This window comes from Puniceibacterium sediminis (genome assembly GCF_900188035.1).
Classification (GTDB): Bacteria; Pseudomonadota; Alphaproteobacteria; order Rhodobacterales; family Rhodobacteraceae; genus Puniceibacterium; species Puniceibacterium sediminis.
Genome location: NZ_FZNN01000002.1, coordinates 207,433 through 227,032, shown reverse-complemented (window position 1 = coordinate 227,032; position 19,600 = coordinate 207,433). Strand labels below are relative to the sequence as shown.

The window sequence follows — 19,600 nt, the reverse complement described above, 5'->3', positions numbered from 1 at the left end:
TTTTTCGAGAGAAAAGGCCGGGCAGAGGTCCTGAAATTCAACTCTTTTCAGATACGCCCGGCGTAGGCGTCCGGCAGAGCCACTAATGACACCGCCGGAACAGAGTACAGATCAGGCCGCGCTTCGGGCTTTCATCAGGCCTTTTTCCTTCAGTGCCGCGTGACATTCATCAAGGCTTTTCCAGGCCCGTTCGATCAGCATGTCGATCTCGGGTTTGCTGATCACCAGCGGCGGCGAAATGATCATACGGTCGCCCACATGGCGCATGATCAGGTTGTTGGCAAAGCAGCGTTCGCGGCAGATGAAACCGACAGTGCCCTCATCCGCCTCGAATTTAGCGCGGCTGGCCTTGTCCGGCGTCAGGGCGATAGAGCCCATCATGCCGACGATTTTGGCTTCGCCCACCAGCGGGTGGCTGGTCAGGCCTTCGAATTTTTCTTTCAGATAGGGGCCGGTGTCTTCGCGAACGCGAGTCACGATGCCTTCTTCGTCAAGCAGGCGCAGGTTCTCCAGCGCAACGGCACAGGCAACCGGGTGGCCGGAATAGGTGTAACCGTGGTTGAATTCGGTATTGCCGATCACCTCGGCCACCTCGTCACAGACGATCGACCCACCAATCGGCAGATAGCCCGAGGACAGGCCTTTGGCGATGGTCATGATGTGCGGCTTGATCCCCATGGTCTGCGATCCGAACCAGTTGCCGGTACGCCCAAAGCCGCAGATCACCTCGTCCGCGATCAGCAGGATGTTGTACTCATCACAGATCCGCTGGATCTCTGGCCAGTAGGTGGCGGGCGGGATGATCACGCCGCCGGCGCCCTGCACGGGTTCCGCGATAAAGGCCGCAACGCGGTCGGCGCCCAGTTCGAGGATCGCCTTTTCCAACTCCTGTGCCCGTGCCAGACCGAAATCCTCTGGGGACATGTCGCCGCCTTCGGCCCACCAATGCGGTTGTTCGATGTGGTGAATGTCGGGAATCGGCATACCGCCCTGTGCGTGCATGCCCTTCATGCCGCCCAGGCTGCCGGACCCGACGGAAGAGCCGTGATAGGCGTTCCAGCGGGAAATGATCACATTCTTGTTCGGCTGACCCTTTTCTTGCCAATAGGCCCGCACCATCCGCAGGTTGGTGTCATTGGCTTCGGACCCCGAACCGGCGAAAAAGACGTGGTTCAGATCGCCGGGGGCCAGTTCGGCCAGACGGGCGGCCAGTGCGATAGCGGGCACATGGCTGGTCTGAAAGAACGTGTTGTAGAACGGCAGTTCCTGCATCTGGCGCGCGGCGGCATCCACCAGTTCCTTGCGGCCATAGCCGATGTTCACGCACCACAGACCCGCCATCGCGTCCAGAATCCGGTTGCCGTCACTGTCGTTCAGCCAGACGCCATCGGCGCGGGTGATGATCCGCACGCCCTTTTCGCCAAGTTCCGCATTGTGGGTAAACGGATGCATGTGGTGTGCAGCGTCCAGCGCCTGCAGCTCTGCGGTCGGCGTGTTTGTCGAGATAAGCGTCATCAGGTGCGCCTTTCACTGTATGAGAGAAGTTGGCGCCAGAATATGATCAAATTATGCAGTGTCAATGGACTCGCCCAGTCCCGCGCCGATCTGGCTCATGCCCTGCACCACGTCACCTTCCATCGCGCGGGCCGCAGCGGCCGAATCGCCTCTTTCTAGGGCAATGAGCAGATCTTTGTGCATATCGGGCAGATTGCGCGTGCCGAACAACCCGCAGACCACCCGAAGCGACGGCCCGAATCGCAGCCACAGACCTTCGACGAGGGTGGTCAGGATCGGGGCCTCGGCCATGGCGTTCAGCTCTGCATGAAAGCGGTAGTTCTCTTCCAGATAGCCTCGCACGTCGCCCCGCGCGATGGCACGGTCCAGCCGCCGGTCGGTGTCCCGAAGGGTCGCGATCCTGGCTGGCGTGGCCTTGGCCACGGCCATCCGCGCCAGTTCCGGCTCTAGCGCCTTGCGCGCCACCGTCAGTTCCGACACTGCCGAGGCATTCAGCACCGGCACGCAGATCCGCCGGTTGCCCATGAACTCAAGGGCACCTTCAGCGATCAGCCGCCGCAACGCCTCGCGTACGGGGGTCATGCCGGCAGCCAGCTGTTCGGTCAGGCCCTGAATCGTGACGGGCTGTCCCGGCTCCAACTCGCCGAACAGGATCTGTTCCCTCAGCGTCCGGTAGACCTGCTCATGCGCCGGCACACCCGCACCTGTCACAACCTTTTCCTGTTCTGCCTGCAAATTCATCACTTCCCCTGATCGCACTGGCCGACCCCCCATTCACTCTGCATCTTGCACGTCCGGGGCTTGCATGAAAACATCCAGCTGTTGCCTTATGGGATTAAGTTTGATCAAATTCGACCACAAGGGGGCGATGACCCCCGATCCAACGGGAGAAAATCATGAAGACCTCACTGCTGAGTATCACAGCGACACTGGCCCTTTCCGCAGCGGCGGTTCAGGCCGAGGAAGTCCGCGTCTACAACTGGTCCGACTATATCGATGAAGCGCTGCTGGCGAAATTCGAGGAAGAGACCGGGATCGATCTGATCTATGACGTGTTCGACAGCAACGAAGTGCTGGAAACCAAGATGCTGGCCGGCGGGTCGGGCTATGATGTCGTTGTGCCTACGGGTTCGTTCCTGCAACGCCAGATCGTGGCCGGTGCCTTCCAGAAACTGGACAAGTCCAAGCTGCCCAACATCACCAACATGTGGGACGTCATCGAAAAGCGTACATCGCAATTTGACCCCGGCAACGAATATTCGATCAACTACATGTGGGGCACCACCGGCATGGGTGTGAACCTGGCCAAGGTCAAGGAAGCCCTGGGCGAGGACGCCCCGATCGACAGCCTTGATCTGATCTTCAAGCCCGAGAACATGGAAAAGCTGGCGGCTTGCGGCGTCTATTTCCTTGATGCTCCGACCGAAGTCATTCCCGCCGCGCTGAAATTCCTGGGCGAAGACCCTGACAGCAAGGATGCCGCGGTCATCGAAAAGACCAAGGATGTGCTGATGGCCGTGCGGCCCTACATCCAGAAATTCAACAGCTCGGAATACATCAACGCGCTGGCAAACGGCGATATCTGCGTAGCCTTCGGCTGGTCGGGTGACATCCTTCAGGCCCGCGACCGCGCTGCCGAAGCGGAAAATGGCGTCGAGATTGCCTTTAACGCGCCCAAGGAAGGCGCGCTGATGTGGTTCGACCAGATGGCGATCCCGGTCGATGCCCCGAACCCCGATGGCGCACTGAAGTTCCTGAACTTCATCATGGATGCGCAGAACATGGCAGCGGCGTCGAACTATGTCTATTACGCCAACGGCAACAAGGCGTCTCAGGAATTCCTGGTCGAGGACGTGATCGACGATACCGCGATCTATCCGGATCAGGCGGCGCTCGACAATCTCTATACCTTCTCGCCTTATGACCCCAAACTGCAGCGCACCGTGACGCGTCTGTGGACCGGGATCAAATCCGGCGTCTGAACCCTGCCAAACGGCCCGCGCGACAACTTTGCGCGGGCCTTTCTCTTGCTGGATTTGAGCACGACATGAGCCAGAAGGTCTTTGCCCCCTGGGACGATCCGAACGAAAAACCCCTGATCCAGTTCAAGGGTGTGACCAAGAGATTTGGCGATTTCACCGCCATCGATGATCTCAGCCTCGATATCTATGCGCAGGAATTCTTTGCGCTGCTTGGTCCTTCGGGCTGCGGCAAGACCACGATGATGCGGATGCTGGCAGGGTTCGAAAACCCGACCTCTGGCACCATTCTGCTCTCGGGGCAGGACATTGCGCCGGTGCCGCCGAACAAACGCGCCGTGAACATGATGTTCCAAAGCTACGCGCTGTTCCCGCATCTGTCGGTCTGGGACAATATCGCCTTTGGTCTGCGCCGCGGCAACGGCTCCAAGCAAGAGATTTCCGAACGCGTCGAAGAGATGCTACGCCTGACCCGCCTTGAAAAATTCGCCAAGCGCAAACCACATCAGATCTCGGGCGGTCAGCGCCAGCGCGTCGCCTTGGCCCGCAGCCTCGCCAAGGCGCCCAAGCTGCTGCTGCTGGACGAACCGCTGGGCGCGCTGGACGCAAAACTGCGCCAGGACACCCAGTTCGAACTGATGGACATTCAGGAAAAGACCGGCACCACCTTTGTCATCGTGACCCACGATCAGGAAGAAGCGATGACCGTCGCCTCCCGCGTTGCCGTGATGGACGAAGGCCGACTGATCCAGGTCGCGACCCCTTCGGTCATCTACGAGGCACCCGAGTCGGTCTATGTGGCCGACTTCATCGGCGACGTGAACATCATCGAAGGTTCCGCAAGCCAGTCCGGGGACAAGGTCGAAATTTCCTGGGCCGAAGGCGAAATGCCGATCCGCGGCACCACGGCCAAGACGTTCGCCCCCGGCCAGCCCTGCCACTTTGCCATCCGCCCCGAAAAGGTGACAATCACCACCGAACGCCCTGACAGCGCCAACGTCCTTCAGGGCAAGGTCATCGATATCGCCTATCTCGGGAACCTCTCGACCTATCATGTGAAGCTGCCCAACGGCACGATGATGAAGGCGCAGACCGCCAACACCCGACGCCTCGCCAACCGCGGCATCACCTGGGAGGATGACGTCTGGCTCTCCTTCACCGACACCGCCGGTGTCCTGCTGGAGCGTTAACGGATGTCCGAGATTCCCAAGGTGAAGCCATGAACCTGCGCCGTTTCATCCTGATCGGGGTGCCCTATCTGTGGCTGCTGGCGCTGTTTCTGGTGCCGTTCCTGATCGTGCTCAAGATCGCACTCTCGGACATCGCCCTCGCGCGGCCACCCTACATGCCGCAGCTGGATCTCTCCGCCGGGTGGGAGGGCATCCGCAGCTTCTTCGCCGCTCTGGATTTCGAAAATTTCGCCTTCCTCACGACCGACGATCTTTATTGGAAGGCCTATCTCAGCTCGCTTGAGATTGCAGTGGTGTCCACCGTGATCACCCTGCTGGTCGGCTATCCCATGGCCTACGGCATGGCCCGCGCCGCGACGGAATGGCGCCCGACCCTGCTGATGCTGGTGATTCTACCGTTCTGGACCTCCTTCCTGATCCGCGTCTACGCCTGGATGGGCATTCTTTCGGGCGAAGGCGTGCTGAACCAGTTTCTGATCTGGACCGGCCTGATCTCTGAACCTCTGACGATCCTCAATACCAACCTCGCGGTCTATATCGGCATCGTCTACACCTACCTGCCCTTCATGATCCTGCCGATCTATGCCGCGCTTGAAAAGATGGACGACAGCCTTCTCGAAGCGGCCGAAGATCTGGGCTGTTCGCGCACAAAAGCTTTCTGGCTGGTGACGATCCCACTGTCGAAAAGTGGCATCATCGCGGGCTGTTTTCTGGTTTTCATCCCGGCGATCGGCGAATTCGTGATCCCCTCGCTGCTGGGTGGGTCGGGTACGCTGATGATCGGCAAGGTCCTCTGGGAGGAATTCTTCTCGAACCGCGACTGGCCGGTGGCAAGCGCTGTTGCGATCATCCTCCTGCTGATCCTGATCATCCCGATCATCCTGTTCCAGCGCAACGAGCAGAAACAGCGCGAGGCCGGGGGATGAGCGCGACCCAAAAATTTTACGAAAATTTTTGCCAAGAGTTTTCACAAAACTCTTGGTCGCGCCCCTCATCGGCGGAGATCGTCACATGAAACGTTTTTCCTGGTTCAACGCGACGTCGCTGACCCTCGGGTTCGCCTTCCTTTACCTGCCCATGGTCATTCTGGTGATTTACAGCTTCAACGAATCCAAGCTCGTTACCGTCTGGGCCGGATTTTCCACCAAGTGGTACGGCGAGTTGCTTCGCAACGAAGAATTCCTCGATGCCGCCTGGGTCACGCTCAAGGTGGCCGTATTCAGCTCGACCCTTGCTACCATCCTTGGCACCATGGCGGCCTCGGTTCTGGTCCGGTCCGGGCGCTTCATGGGCAGAACCCTGTTCTCGGGCATGATCTATGCCCCGCTGGTCATGCCCGAAGTCATCACCGGCCTGTCCCTGCTGCTGCTTTTCATCGGCATCGGCCTGGACCGCGGCGTCTTTACCATCGTTCTGGCTCATACCACCTTCTCCATGTGCTACGTCTCGGTGGTCGTCTCTTCCCGCCTCACCTCCTTTGATCGCTCTCTGGAAGAGGCCGCACTCGACCTCGGCTGTTCACCGTTCGAGGTATTCCGCCTCGTGACTCTGCCGATCATCGCGCCGGCGGTGATCTCCGGCTGGCTGCTCGCCTTCACCCTGTCGCTCGACGATCTGGTCATCGCGAGCTTCACCACAGGCCCCTCGGCCACAACCCTGCCGATCAAGATCTTCTCTGCCGTCCGTCTTGGCGTCTCCCCTGAAATCAACGCCCTCTCCACCATCATGATCTCTATCGTGACCGTGGGCGTCATCACCGCCTCGCTGATCACCAAACGCGCCGCCGTGGCGCAGCAGCGCGACGAACAGGCCGCCGCCCGCGCCACATGAAACGACTTTACGAAGCGGCAGCATACGGCCCGCAAAAGGGCTGCTTCTGGGCGGACACAGTGCAGCCTGCACACTGGCCAACACTTGACCGCGATATCCAGACCGATGTCGCGATCATCGGCGGCGGGTTCACGGGCCTCTCGGCCGCGCTGCATCTGGCACAGGACAACGTCCGCGTCACGGTGATCGAGGCGGAAACTCCCGGCTGGGGCGCATCGGGGCGCAACGGCGGATTTTGCTGCCTTGGTGGAGCAAAGGCGCCGCGTCGCCTGTTGCAAAAACGCTTTGGCACCGACGGCCTGGCCGAATGGTGTGCCACGGAAAAGGCCGCCATCGACACCGTCGCGACCCTGCTCGACGCCCACGGGATCGACGCTGACACCCACAGCGACGGCGAGACGATAGTTGCCCACACCCCGAGCGCCATGGCCAACCTGCGCGCCAGCATGGATGAGATCCGCACAGATTTCGGCGTCACGCCACATCTGACCGAAGCCTCTGACCTGCCGCACGAAGGCCTCTCCGGTCCGTTCCACGGCGCGCTGACCATCCCCCTCGGCTTTGCGCTCAACCCTCGGAAATACCACGGTGGTTTGGCACAGGCGGCGCAGACGGCCGGTGCCACGCTCCACGCCCGAACACCTGTCACCAGACTGACGCAGCAGGACGGCAAGACCCGCCTGACCACCCCCGGCGGCACCGTCACCGCCGACAGGGTCATCCTCGCCACCAATGGCTATTCGTCCGAAGACGTCCCCGACTGGCTGCGCGCCCGCTATCTGCCCGTGCAGTCAAGCGTCATCGTCACCCGTCCGCTCACCCTGCCCGAACAGCTCGCACAGGGCTGGACCAGCGCGCAGATGGCCTATGACACCCGCACCCTGCTGCACTATTTCCGCAAACTGCCGGACAATCGGTTCCTGTTCGGCATGCGCGGCGGCCTGCGTGCCACGCCGCGGGCGGAAACAGCGATCCGCCGCAAGATCCGCGCGGATTTCCACGCTATGTTCCCCGCCTGGAAAGATGTCGAAATCACCCACGATTGGTCCGGGCTGGTCTGCCTGATGGCCAACCTCACACCCTTTGCCGGGCCGGTCCCCGAACTGCCCGGCGTGTTCGCAGGCCTTGGCTATCACGGTAACGGCGTCGCCATGGGCAGTCACACCGGCCGCCTCCTCGCCGCAATCGTGCAGGGCAAAACGCCCGACGCACCTTACCCGCAGGCGATGCGACAGCCCGCAACACGCTTTCCTCTAGGCCGATTCCGCCGCGCCCTGCTCGCCCCTGCTTATGCGGCAGCAAGCCTGCTGGATCGCTGACAACGCCGCCAACGTCAGCCCTGCGGCGTCACCGCCGCCTTGGCCTTGCCGCGCCGCAATCCCAACTGACGCTCACGCCAGATGATCAGCACGCCCGCCGAAATCACGATGGCCGCCCCCAACAGCATCGCGCCGGTTGGCACTTCTTCAAAGATCACGTATCCGATCAGCAGCGCGAACAGCATCGAGGCATATTCGAACGGCGCCAGCAGCGCTGCCTCGGCCTCGCGATAGGCCGAGGTCAGCATGATTTGCGCCAACCCGCCGATCAGACCGGCGCCCACCAGCGTCACCGCCTCTGCCAGTGTCGGAACGACCCAGCCAAACGGCAGCGTCAGCAACGAAAGCACCGTCGCCGTCAGCGAGAAATAGAACACGATGGCCGAGGTCTGCTCGGTCGCCACCAACCGGCGGACCTGCACCTGCGCCAGCGCGCGCAGCACGCTTGATACCAGGATCAGCACCACCCCGATGGCCGCCGCGCGATCCACATCGGCCAGGGTCAGACGCGGCCACAGGATCACCAGCACGCCCACCAGCCCAATACCCACCGCCGTCAGCCGAAACGCCCGCAGCCGTTCCCCCAGCAGCACCGCCGCCAGCAACACCGTCAACAGAGGAGAGGCATAGCCGATGGCCGTCACCTCAGGCAGCGGCAACAGACCGAGGGCGGCAAAACCGGTGCCCATGGCCGCCACCCCGGCGACCCCGCGCAACACATGCCCCCAAGGGCTTTTCGCCTTGAACCCGGTGGTCATGTCGTGCCGCATCATCAGCCAGGCAACGATCACCGGCATCGCAAAGAAGGACCGGAAGAACACCGCCTGGCCCGCCGGGACCCGGTCCGCCGTGGCCTTGATCAGCGATGCCATGATGATGAACAGAAATACGGATATGAGCTTGAGCGCGACGCCACGGAACGGAGACATGGGAGATCCTGCTTGGGATACTTCCCTCCTGCACCCGCCGACCGGCAAGGTCAACCAGGCCACAGTGGCCCGACTTCGCCGGGATCACGCGCCGGATGCAAGCCGACGCAGCGCAGCCTGGCCCCCCGGGCATCTGTCTTGGCCGCACCGACAGCCTCGGCCGTGCCATGGCTGGGTCTACTTTTTGGGCAAACGCCCCATGTCCGCCGCAGCCCCGGCTTCGCCCCGCTTCGGACTATCCGCCCGAACCTGTGCCTGCAGCGATTGCAGTATCTCTGGCCCGCGTTCCTGCTGGAGCGCGTCGCCCTTTCGTACATACAGCGCCAGCCCGACCAACCGCCCGCCCTGCGCAAAGGCTCCGCGCCAGTAGCGGGTTTCACCGCCCTCAAAGGCCACATCCCCGCCAGTCCCCAACAGCGCCAGCGACAGCCCGTCGCTTGTGCGCCCCTCAAGCAAAGGCGCTGAGGCCGCCGTGGCAAGCCTCTGTGGCTCTGGTACGTGCAGCCCGGACCCCGGCGCACCCACGGTCACCGCGATCAGAAACGGCGGCACCTCGGGGCCAGAGGCCCCCCCGGACAGGATCCGGCAGCTCGCCAGCAGGGCAAAGCTCTGGGTTGATCCGATGCGCAGCGTTTCGGGGTCGACGCAATATCCCGTCGGCCCCGCAATCCGCACATCCCCACCCCCGAGCGTCGCGCGCTTCAGCGGCACAGCCACCGACCCCTCATCCAGAAATCCGCGCTGTGTACCGCCGTCACTCGGCACCAAGGCAGAGCAACCCGCAGCCCAAAGGCAGGTCAGAATCGCTATGCCAAGGACCACGCGCATGGTTTCAGAGGTCCATGTAGACGTGTTTTTCGGCTTCGCCACCGGGATGGGTGACCGCGCCCTTGTAGGTCTCGCCCACAAGCTGCGCGTATTTCCACAGCGCGCCACTGGCATAGATCGTGTCACGCGGACCGGCCCAGTTCTTCCGGCGCTCGGCGAATTCCTCGTCGGTCACATTGACCGAAAGCTCGCCGGTGACCGCGTTCAGGGTGATGATATCGCCATCACGCAGCAAGGCAATCGGCCCGCCCAGTGCTGCCTCGGGACCGACGTGACCGACGCAGAAACCGCGTGTCGCACCGGAAAAACGCCCGTCGGTGATCAGCGCCACCTTCTTGCCCATGCCCTGACCCGACAGCGCCGCCGTGGTCGCCAGCATCTCGCGCATGCCCGGTCCGCCGCGCGGCCCTTCGTTGCGGATGACAAGTACCTCGCCTTCCTTGTAGGTGCGCGCCTTGACGGCTTCGAACGCATCCTCTTCGCACTCAAAGACACGCGCCGGACCGCTGAACACCTGCTCTTCGGGTGTCATGCCCGCAACCTTCACGATCGCGCCGCCGGGGGCGACGTTGCCCTTGAGGCCAACCACGCCACCCGTCTTGGTGATCGGATTGGCGACGGTGTGGATCACACGGCCATCAGCCTCGCCCTGGATCTTGTCCAGCTCTTCGCCAAGGCTGTAGCCCGACGCCGTCATGCAATCCTCGTGCAGCAGACCGGCCTTGCGGAGTTCCTTCATCACGACCGGCACACCGCCCGCCTCGTAAAGATCCTTGGCAACGTATTGGCCACCGGGCTTGAGGTCGACAAAATAGGGCGTGTCGCGGAAGATCTCGCAGACATCGTCGAGGAAGAAATCGATCCCCGCCTCATGGGCAATCGCAGGCAGGTGCAGACCGGCATTGGTCGACCCGCCGGTGCAGGCCACCACCCGCGCCGCGTTCTGCAGGGATTTGAGCGTTACAACGTCCCGCGCGCGGATGTTCTTTTCCAGCAGATCCATCACCGCGAGACCCGACGCCGTGCCATACTGGTCGCGGCTTTCGTAAGGTGCCGGAGCACCCGACGAATTCAGCAGCGCCAGACCAATCGCCTCAGAGACACAGGCCATGGTGTTGGCGGTGAACTGACCACCACAAGCACCGGCGCTCGGGCAGGCCACGCGCTCAAGGATCTCAAGCGCGGCATCGCTGAGCGTGCCGTTCTGGTGACGACCGACAGCTTCGAACATATCCTGCACGGTCAGGTCGCGCGATGCGAAATCGGCGGGCACATCGGCTCCGGCCGGAACCTTGCCCGGCAGGATCGACCCGCCGTAAACAAAAACCGACGGCACGTTCAGCCGCACCATGGCCATCATCATGCCCGGCAGCGACTTGTCACAGCCCGCAAGACCGACAAGCGCGTCGTAGCAGTGACCCCGCATGGTCAGCTCGACCGAGTCGGCAATCGCCTCGCGGCTGGCAAGCGACGAACGCATGCCCTCGTGGCCCATGGCGATACCGTCGGTGACGGTGATCGTGGTGAATTCGCGGGGCGTCCCGGACCCTTCCTTCACACCCAGCTTCACGGCCTGCGCCTGACGATTCAGAGAGATGTTGCAGGGCGCCGCCTCGTTCCAGCAGGTTGCAACTCCGACCAGAGGCTGGTGAATCTCGGCCTCCGACATGCCCATGGCATAGTAATATGACCGATGCGGCGCGCGGGCCGGGCCTTCGGTCACGTGGCGGCTTGGCAGTTTGGATTTGTCGAACGGACGCTTGAGCATGGCTGGACCCCCTGAAAACCGTGATTGGGTCCCGGAATACCCAAGCGCCCCTCCCTTCACAAGACGGATTGCACCCATCCGCGTCCCGGTGCCACGCCCCAAGAGTTTTATCAAAACTCTTGGCAAAACTTTTCTGAAAAGTTTTGCGCCGCGCCCGACCCCGCCAGCTGCATTGCAATTCCTTCGCAACAGGCTTAAATCACGCGCAGAAACGACGCCCTGGGATAGTGCCGCACATGAACTGGATCGCCAACTACGTCCGCCCCCGGATCAACTCGATCTTTTCGCGCCGCGAGGTTCCAGAGAACCTGTGGACCAAGTGCGACGAATGCGGGACCATGCTGTTTCACCGCGAGCTGTCGGACAACCTGAATGTCTGCACCAACTGCAGCCATCACATGGCGATCACCCCGCGTGAACGCTTTACCGCGCTGTTCGATGCCGGCAACTTTGCCGAAGTCACCGTGCCGGACCCGATCGCCGATCCGCTGCAGTTCCGCGATCAGAAGAAATACCCCGACCGGATGCGCGCCGCGCAAAAATCCACCGGCGAAAAGGACGCGATGCTTGTCGCTCTGGGCGAGATCGGCCAGACGCCCATCGTTGCCGCCGCGCAGGATTTCTCGTTCATGGGTGGCTCCATGGGCATGTATGTCGGCAATGCCATCGTGAAGGCCGCCCAAGAGGCCGTGCGCCTCAAGCGGCCGCTCATCCTGTTCTCCGCCGCCGGCGGCGCGCGCATGCAAGAGGGTATCCTTTCCCTCATGCAGATGCCCCGATCCACCGTTGCGATCCAGATGCTGCGCGAGGCAAACCTGCCCTACATCGTGGTTCTGACCCACCCGACGACGGGCGGTGTCACCGCATCCTATGCCATGCTGGGCGATGTCCAGATCGCCGAACCCAACGCGCTGATCTGCTTTGCCGGCCCGCGCGTGATCGAACAGACCATCCGCGAAAAGCTGCCCGAAGGCTTCCAGCGCGCCGAATACCTGCTGGAACATGGCATGCTCGACCGAGTCACAGACCGCAACGACATGCGGGACGAGCTGATCTCGATCACTCGCATGCTCATGCTTCTGCCCCCGCCGGTCAAAGGCCACCTGACCGGCCCGGAAGAGGCCGCGCCAAACGCGATCGAAGTCGCAAAGGCGCCTGCCAAGGCAGACAAGCAGCCCGCCAAGAAATGAAGCCGCAAAATTCCGACCACATCCTTGCACGGATGATGGCGCTGCACCCCAAGATCATCGACCTCACGCTCGACCGCGTGTGGCGGTTGCTCGCGGCACTGGACCACCCCGAACGCGCCCTTCCCCCGGTGATCCACCTGGCCGGAACCAACGGCAAGGGATCGACGCAGGCGATGATCCGCGCCGGGCTCGAAGCGTCGGGCAAACGCGTGCACGCCTATACCTCGCCCCACCTCGCGCGGTTTCACGAACGCATCCGCCTCGCCGGGGACCTCATTACCGAAGAGCATCTGTCGGCCATTCTTGATGAATGTTACGCCAAGAACGGCAGCGACCCGATCACCTACTTCGAAATCACCACCTGCGCGGCCTTTCTCGCCTTTGCCCGCACCCCGGCGGATTACACCCTGCTGGAAACCGGGCTGGGCGGGCGGCTTGATGCGACAAACGTCATCGACACCCCCGCTCTGACGATCCTGACCCCGATCTCGATGGATCACGAAAGCTATCTTGGCGATACCCTGCCAAAGATTTCCGCCGAAAAGGCCGGGATCCTGAAACGCCGCGTGCCCTGCGTTGTCGGCCCGCAGGACGACGCCGCGATGGAGGTGATCGAGGCCACCGCCGCCCGCCTCGGCGCGCCGCTGATCGCCCATGGTCAGCACTGGCACGTCACATCCGAACACGGCCGCCTTGTCTATCAGGACGAAACCGGCCTGCTCGACCTGCCACTGCCCAACCTGCCCGGCCAGCACCAATACATGAACGCCGGAGCCGCAATTGCCGCCCTGCGCTTTCTGGGCGCGGATGCCGATGCCTGCGAGGCTGCCGTGACCACCGCCTTCTGGCCCGCCCGGATGCAACGCCTGCGCACCGGCCCGCTGTGCAAAATCGTCCCTCAGGGGGAACTCTGGCTTGATGGTGGCCACAACCCGGCGGCGGGTATGGCTTTGGCCGAACACCTCAAAAGCCTGCCCAAACGCTCCACGCATCTGATCTGCGGGATGCTCAACACCAAGGATGCGCGCGGCTACATGACACCGCTGGCGCAGGTGGCCGACAGCCTAACCGCCGTGTCGATCCCGGACGAGGCGAACACCCTGCCCGCTGAAACCACCGCCGGGATTGCAGAAAAGGTCGGCCTGCCTGCCCACACCGCCGCATCGGTCGCCCAAGCGCTTCGCGACATCGTGCAACGGGACCCCTCGCCGCGCGTCCTTATCTGCGGATCACTCTACCTTGCCGGCCACGTTCTGCGCAGCAACGGCTAAAGCGTCGGCGGCGGGACTTCCGCCAAGACCCCACAACCACAGATTGCCACCCCACCAGATCTGCTCGCTTAACCGTACCCTAGGTATATGTCTTGACGATTCGACTAAATGTTGACGGATCACCCCTTGTCAGCCTATGATTAGGCAGTGTCGCGCAACGGCCCGGTTCAGGGTCGGCAGAAACGACTGACACCACAGAATTCCGGGGTACCGTGAAATACGGCCCCCGCAGCGGCGTTAACAGGCAGGCAAAACCAAAAAAAGAGCAGTTTCAGGGGTCCTTCGGGGCCCCTTTTTTTGGGGCGTTTACTGCCCCCAGCCTTCGGCCTGCATCTCGCGCAGGCGGCTGGCCGTGCGGTCAAACTCGAATGCGCCGACCCCCTCGACATAGAGCATCTCAGGCTCGGATGCCGCGCTCACGATCAGCTTCACCTTCGCCTCATACAGCGCATCCACCAGCGTCACGAACCGCTTGGCTTCGTTGAAGTTCGACCGGCCCAGCGTCGGAATATCCTCAATGATCAGCACCCGCACCGTTTCGGCAAGCTTCAGGTAATCCGCAGCCCCCAGCGGCTTGCCACATAGCTGATAGAATTCGCTCCGCGCCACGGCGTTGGAAAAGCGTGGCAATTCCACCTCCCGGCCCTGCACATGCAGCACCAGAGGTTCCTCTTGCCCGCCCGACAGCTCCTGCCAGATGCGTTCGATCTCGCTCCGGGCTTCGGCGTTGTTCGGGGTGAAATAGACCTGCGCGCCGGACAACCTGTCCTGCCGGTGATCCTTGGGCGACGCCAGTTCCTGCACCACCATCTTCTGCTTCAAAAGCTCGATGAATGGCAGGAACAACTGCCGGTTCAACCCGTTCTTGTACAATTCATCCGGCACACGGTTGGACGTGGTCACAACCACGCAGCCCGCCGCGAACAGCTGTTCGAACAGGCGGCCGACGATCATCGCATCGGTGATGTCGGTGATCTGCATCTCGTCAAAGGCCAGCAGGCGCAATTCATCCGCCACACGTTTGGCCACCGGCTTGATCACATCCTCGGTGCCCTTTTTGCGTTCGGCATGCATCTGGGCGTGGATTTCCTGCATGAAGGCATGGAAATGCACACGACGCGCGGGCACATCCACCGATTCGACGAACAGATCCATCAGCATCGACTTGCCGCGCCCGACCCCGCCCCAAAGATATAGCCCCTTTGGCGGTTCGGGTGCCTTGCGGAACAGCCCCTTCTTCACCGGCTCGGCAAGCGCCGCGCGAATACGCTCGAACTCGGGCAGCGCCGCCTCTTGTGCCGCGTCCCGGTTCAGCCGCCCTTCGGCGACCCGCTGTTCGTAAAGTTCCGTCATGCTGACCATGGGCCATCGCATATCCTGACCCGCAGGCGTTGTGTAGCCCTGCACCAAAAATCGCCCACCCCGACGGTCAGTTTCACCGGTCCATCAAATTCCCTGATGGCGTCGCGCAAAATTTCCGAATTGACGCCCCCCCGGCTTGGCGTAAGGTCCGCCAAAATATCCGGAGGCTCCCATGACAGCGCGCACGTCCATCTTCACCCCGGTGCTGCTTGTCGGCTGCCTGATCATCCTCATCTCCTTTGCGATCCGGGCCAGCTTCGGCGTCTTCCAGATCCCCATCGCCAGCGAATTCGGCTGGCTGCGCACGGAATTCAGCCTCGCCATCGCGATCCAGAACCTCGCATGGGGCTTTGGCCAGCCGATCTTTGGCGCCCTTGCGGAAAAGATTGGCGACCGCAAAACGATCCTGCTGGGCGCCGTGGTCTATGCCGCGGGCCTCGTCCTCTCCAGCGCTGCCGTCACGCCCGAGGCGCATCAGATGTATGAAATCCTTGTCGGTTTCGGCATTGCGGGCACCGGTTTCGGCGTCATCCTTGCCATCGTCGGCCGCGCCAGCACGGACGAAAACCGCTCGATGTCGATGGCCATCGCCACGGCAGCCGGCAGCGGCGGACAGGTCTTTGGCGCGCCGCTGGCCGAATGGATGCTGAACTTCATGACATGGCAGTCGGTCTTTCTGGTCTTTGCCGCCACCATCCTGCTGGTGATGCTGGCCCTGCCGCTGATGCGCGCCCCCGTCATGCCCCGCGCCGAGCTTGAAGAAAGCCTGACCCGCATTCTGGGCCGCGCCCTACGCGATCCGTCCTTTGCGCTGATCTTCATCGGCTTTTTCAGCTGCGGCTATCAGCTTGGCTTCATCACCGCGCATTTCCCGGCCTTCGTGACCGAACTCTGCGGCCCAATCGCGCCGGGTGGCCTGCTGTCGACGCTGGGGATCGGGACAACCTCGGCGCTTGGGGCAATCTCGATCTCGGTGATCGGCCTTGCCAATATCGGCGGCACGCTGTTGGCCGGGTGGCTGGGCAAGACCTACACCAAGAAATACCTGCTCGCCGGGATCTACGCCGCGCGCACCCTGGCCGGGGTCCTGTTCATCCTGCTGCCGATCACCCCGGCGTCGGTGCTGATCTTCTCGGCCGTTATGGGCGCGCTCTGGCTTGCCACCGTGCCGCTGACCGCTGGCCTTGTCGGCCAGATCTTCGGGATGCGCTATCTCGGCACGCTCTACGGGATCGTATTCTTTTCACACCAGCTCGGCAGCTTCATGGGCGTCTGGCTGGGCGGGCGGATGTATGACCTGACCGGCAATTATACCGCCGTCTGGTGGATTGGCCTTGGCGTCGGTGCGCTCAGCGCGATCGTCCACCTGCCGATCCGTGAACGCCGCAGCCCGGTGATGCAACCGGCCTAAGGCGCTTCGGGTTTGCCTGAAAGCAAGGCGTGTTGGATTTCGCGTTCGCCCGATGGGAGGGGCCGCGAAAATCCGATGCAGGCCTAACCCGACCGCTTGAGGCCTCAGGCGGTCCAGCGATCAAGGATATAACGGCTGGTCATCAGATCCAGATGCGCCCCCCCGCCATTCTTGAAGACGGTGATATCGTCGGGCGCGCGGGTGAACCGATCCATCTGGTAATAATCCGCCAGAATATGGTCGCGGGTGATCGCGCCCTCGGCCAGCGGAATCTTCAATTCACCAATATGGCCCAGCGTGGTGTCGAAACTGTCGACAAACACCTTTGCCCGCTGAAGCGCGCGGTCATCCGTTTCGCGCATGTCGGGCCGGTAGGCACCGATCAGGTCCAGATGCTGCCCGGGGTGCAGCCAGTCGCCCAACACCACCGGCGCCGTCGCCATGGTGGCGCAGCTGATGATATCCGCCGCCCCGACTGCGGCCTCTAAGTCCGTGGCGACGACCACCCCCGGCACCTCAGCCGCCAGCGCCTCGGCCCCGGCGGGACTGCGGTTCCAGACGGTGAAACGCGCCTCGGGAAACCCGGCGCCATAGGCCGCGATCAGAGTCCGCGCGACGGTACCCGCCCCCACGATCAGAATCTCGCGACTGTCCGGCCGGGCCAGCTTCAGCGCTCCCAGCAGGCTGTCGCCGGCGGTCTTCCACTTGGTCACAAGGTGAAAATCCACGATGGCCCGCAAGGTGCCATCGACATCGGAAAACAGGTTCACCGCGCCGTTCACCCCCGGCAGGCCAAGCGCGCCATTGCCCGGAAAGATCGTCGCCGCCTTGACCGCAAGCCCCAACCCGTCGATCCAGGCCGCCCTGTTCAGCAGCGTATCCTTGCCGCGATAAAGAAAGGTATCGGCAATCTCGGCCTTTGGCAGATCATGCCCGGCGGTGATCGCCCGGGTGAGCCCCAGCCAGTCCAGCCGCGCCTCGCCCTCCGCAAACGGGATGATGACTGGCGCGCTCATGCTGCGTTCGCCTCCAGCAGACCATGATGCGCGAGACACTGCGCCCAACCCTCTGGCCCCTCGAACAGATGCACCTGCCAGCCGCGCGCCGCAGCGGCGGCAATGTTGTCAGCCCGGTCATCGGTGAACAAAAGCGACGCAGGCGGCAGGCCACAGTCTGCCTCGACCATGGCAAAGATTTCGGCATCAGGCTTGATCACGCCCATATACCCCGAGATATAGCGGCGGTCGAATTCGCTCAGGAAGGGATAGGCCGGCTCGGCGATCTCGAAGGTGCCAATGCCAAAATTGGTCAGCGCAAAGACCGGTACGCCAGTGGCGCGCAAAGACCGCAGCAGGGCGACCGATTGCGGGATCTCGGGTGTGGCAAGTTCAAGCCAGTTGTCGTGCCACATGCGGATTTCGTCGCGCCATTCGGGATAGCTTTCGGCAGTGTCATAAATTTTCTGACGAAAATTTTCACCCCGGTCGACGGCATCGTTCATCGCATGCAGATCGACCTCGGCAAACATCGCGCGCCGCCGCTCGGGGCCCATGATGCGGTCATAATACCGCTCGGGCTGCCACTCGATCAGCACGTTGCCAATGTCAAAGATCACCGCCTGTGGCTGCATACTTCCGTCTCCAATCCGCGGAACCCCAAGACTTTTAGATAAAAGTCTTGGCAAAACTTTTCACGAAAGTTTTGCGTCAGCCCACCCGAAGCGCGCCGCGTATTTCGCGCTCCAGCGCTTCCAGAAAACGGGACCGGTCGGCCTTTGTAAACCCCTTGCCGCCGCCCTGACGAAAGGGGTCCGCCGCACGCAGATCGGTCATCAGATCCCGCATCGCCAGTTGTGCGCCGATGTTGGCCTCGGTCAGCGCTTCGCCGTTGTGTTTCAGCACCCGCGCACCCGCCGCCACGCATTTCGCGGCCAGCGGAATATCCCCGGTCACCACAACGTCGCCCGGTCCGGCGCGTTCGGCGATCCACATGTCCGCCACGTCCGGCCCGTCGGGGACCATCACCAGTTCGACCAGCGGATTGCGCGGAGGGCGCAACCCGCCATTGCAGACCAGATACATCGTCACCTTGTGGCGCGTGGCCACCCGCTCGGCTTCATCCTTGACCGGGCAGGCATCGGCGTCGATGTAGAGCTTTGTCACGCGTAAAGTGCCTCGGCGGCAAAGGTCACGTGATCTTCCATGAAGGACGACATGAAGAAATAGCTGTGGTCATACCCCTTCTGCATGCGGAACAGCCCCTCCTGCCGACGTGCCGCCATGGCCTCGGCCAGCGTTTCGGGTTTCAGCAGTTGCAGGAACTGATCCGCGCTGCCCTGATCGATCAGCACAGGCCCGTCAAAGCCCACGTCGCGCATCTGCAGCGATGCGTCATGTTTGGCCCATGTGCTTTCATCCGCGCCAAGGTAGGCACCCAGCTGCTTGCGGCCCCAGTCGCTTTTGGTCGGGTTCGCGATCGGCGCAAAGGCCGAAACTGATTTGAACCGCCCCGGATTCGCCATCGCGATGGTCAACGCGCCATGGCCGCCCATCGAATGCCCGGTGATCGACTGCCGTTCCAGATCCACCGCGAATTCGGCGCCCAGCAGTGCGGGCAGTTCGTCGCAGATGTAATCCCACATCTTGAAATGCGGCTTCCAGGGGTCCTGCGTCGCGTTCACGTAGAAACCGGCGCCCTTGCCCAGATCATAGGCTTCGTCATCGGCCACGTCGTCACCGCGCGGAGAGGTGTCGGGAAAGACCAGCGCGATGCCCTGCTCGGCGCACCAGCCCTGCGCGCCCGCCTTGGTCATCGCGTTCTCATGGGTGCAGGTCAGCCCCGACAGGTACCACAGCACCGGCACCTCACCCAGCTGCGCCTCTTCCGGCAGGAACAGGCCAAAGGTCATCTCGCCGCCCGTCGCTGTCGACGCGTGGCTGTAGACGCCTTGGGTGCCCCCGTAGCAGCGGTTCTCGGAAACTGTCTTCATGTCAAAACCTCCCTCTGGA

Annotated in this window: 18 protein-coding genes; 8 read left to right on the top strand and 10 right to left on the bottom strand. The window is 62.5% G+C overall.

Translation table 11 applies throughout. The annotated features are described in order from the left end of the window. Positions 1-111: 111 nt before the first annotated feature. Together CHB75_RS03715 and CHB75_RS03710 are read right to left on the bottom strand one after the other, a co-directional pair. Positions 112-1,515 carry an aspartate aminotransferase family protein gene (locus CHB75_RS03715; RefSeq protein WP_089269171.1) on the bottom strand — a complete coding sequence of 468 codons (1,404 nt, stop codon included), beginning with the start codon at positions 1,513-1,515 and terminating at the stop codon, positions 112-114. A gap of 51 nt (positions 1,516-1,566) precedes the next feature. Then, positions 1,567-2,256 (bottom strand): GntR family transcriptional regulator, encoded by a 690-nt coding sequence (locus CHB75_RS03710; RefSeq protein WP_245840655.1) that lies wholly within the window; start codon positions 2,254-2,256, stop codon positions 1,567-1,569. Positions 2,257-2,411: 155 nt separating this feature from the next. Between CHB75_RS03710 and CHB75_RS03705 the strand changes: the two genes are divergently transcribed. The 5 genes from CHB75_RS03705 (at position 2,412) to CHB75_RS03685 (ending at position 7,833) form a co-directional block, all read left to right on the top strand. Then, positions 2,412-3,497 (top strand): polyamine ABC transporter substrate-binding protein, encoded by a 1,086-nt coding sequence (locus CHB75_RS03705; RefSeq protein ID WP_089269169.1) that lies wholly within the window; start codon positions 2,412-2,414, stop codon positions 3,495-3,497. A 65-nt stretch (positions 3,498-3,562) separates the two neighbouring features. Continuing rightward, a complete protein-coding gene (locus CHB75_RS03700; RefSeq protein ID WP_089269168.1) occupies positions 3,563-4,684 on the top strand; it encodes an ABC transporter ATP-binding protein in 1,122 nt (373 codons plus the stop codon). A gap of 35 nt (positions 4,685-4,719) precedes the next feature. Beyond that, positions 4,720-5,610 (top strand): ABC transporter permease subunit, encoded by an 891-nt coding sequence (locus tag CHB75_RS03695; protein ID WP_089269317.1) that lies wholly within the window; start codon positions 4,720-4,722, stop codon positions 5,608-5,610. Positions 5,611-5,695: 85 nt separating this feature from the next. Then, positions 5,696-6,514 (top strand): ABC transporter permease, encoded by an 819-nt coding sequence (locus CHB75_RS03690; protein WP_089269167.1) that lies wholly within the window; start codon positions 5,696-5,698, stop codon positions 6,512-6,514. Beyond that, complete coding sequence (locus tag CHB75_RS03685) at positions 6,511-7,833, top strand: NAD(P)/FAD-dependent oxidoreductase (protein ID WP_089269166.1); 1,323 nt, start codon at positions 6,511-6,513, stop codon at positions 7,831-7,833. The genes CHB75_RS03690 and CHB75_RS03685 overlap by 4 nt, the downstream gene beginning before the upstream one ends. A 14-nt stretch (positions 7,834-7,847) precedes the next feature. Here the strand turns inward: CHB75_RS03685 and CHB75_RS03680 are convergent, their stop codons facing one another. The 3 genes from CHB75_RS03680 to ilvD form a co-directional block, all read right to left on the bottom strand. Further along, a complete protein-coding gene (locus tag CHB75_RS03680; protein ID WP_089269165.1) occupies positions 7,848-8,762 on the bottom strand; it encodes a DMT family transporter in 915 nt (304 codons plus the stop codon). A gap of 177 nt (positions 8,763-8,939) precedes the next feature. Further along, positions 8,940-9,590 (bottom strand): hypothetical protein, encoded by a 651-nt coding sequence (locus CHB75_RS03675; RefSeq protein ID WP_089269164.1) that lies wholly within the window; start codon positions 9,588-9,590, stop codon positions 8,940-8,942. Between the two features lie 4 nt (positions 9,591-9,594). After that, positions 9,595-11,358 (bottom strand): dihydroxy-acid dehydratase, encoded by a 1,764-nt coding sequence (gene ilvD / locus CHB75_RS03670; RefSeq protein WP_089269163.1) that lies wholly within the window; start codon positions 11,356-11,358, stop codon positions 9,595-9,597. Between the two features lie 236 nt (positions 11,359-11,594). Between ilvD and accD the strand changes: the two genes are divergently transcribed. Continuing rightward, entirely contained in the window at positions 11,595-12,548 is a 954-nt protein-coding gene (gene accD, locus CHB75_RS03665; protein WP_089269162.1) for an acetyl-CoA carboxylase, carboxyltransferase subunit beta, read from the top strand. Then, on the top strand, positions 12,545-13,819 hold the full coding sequence (locus tag CHB75_RS03660) for a bifunctional folylpolyglutamate synthase/dihydrofolate synthase (RefSeq protein WP_089269161.1): 1,275 nt from the start codon (positions 12,545-12,547) through the stop codon (positions 13,817-13,819). The genes accD and CHB75_RS03660 overlap by 4 nt, the downstream gene beginning before the upstream one ends. 306 nt (positions 13,820-14,125) lie before the next feature. On the opposite strand, the gene zapE is transcribed toward CHB75_RS03660, so the two are convergent. Next, positions 14,126-15,181 (bottom strand): cell division protein ZapE, encoded by a 1,056-nt coding sequence (gene zapE / locus CHB75_RS03655; protein ID WP_089269160.1) that lies wholly within the window; start codon positions 15,179-15,181, stop codon positions 14,126-14,128. Between the two features lie 172 nt (positions 15,182-15,353). Between zapE and CHB75_RS03650 the strand changes: the two genes are divergently transcribed. Then, complete coding sequence (locus CHB75_RS03650) at positions 15,354-16,592, top strand: MFS transporter (RefSeq protein WP_089269159.1); 1,239 nt, start codon at positions 15,354-15,356, stop codon at positions 16,590-16,592. Positions 16,593-16,696: 104 nt separating this feature from the next. On the opposite strand, the gene CHB75_RS03645 is transcribed toward CHB75_RS03650, so the two are convergent. From CHB75_RS03645 to fghA, 4 genes are all read right to left on the bottom strand, one after another. Beyond that, on the bottom strand, positions 16,697-17,608 hold the full coding sequence (locus CHB75_RS03645) for an ornithine cyclodeaminase family protein (protein ID WP_089269158.1): 912 nt from the start codon (positions 17,606-17,608) through the stop codon (positions 16,697-16,699). After that, positions 17,605-18,222: an HAD-IA family hydrolase gene (locus CHB75_RS03640; protein WP_089269157.1), complete on the bottom strand. Its 618-nt coding sequence runs from the start codon at positions 18,220-18,222 to the stop codon at positions 17,605-17,607. Before CHB75_RS03640 ends, CHB75_RS03645 begins: the two co-directional genes overlap by 4 nt. 76 nt (positions 18,223-18,298) lie before the next feature. Next, positions 18,299-18,754: a YaiI/YqxD family protein gene (locus CHB75_RS03635; protein WP_089269156.1), complete on the bottom strand. Its 456-nt coding sequence runs from the start codon at positions 18,752-18,754 to the stop codon at positions 18,299-18,301. Continuing rightward, positions 18,751-19,581, bottom strand: coding sequence for an S-formylglutathione hydrolase (fghA, locus tag CHB75_RS03630; RefSeq protein WP_089269155.1), 831 nt, complete (start codon positions 19,579-19,581; stop codon positions 18,751-18,753). Before fghA ends, CHB75_RS03635 begins: the two co-directional genes overlap by 4 nt. Positions 19,582-19,600: the final 19 nt, after the last annotated feature.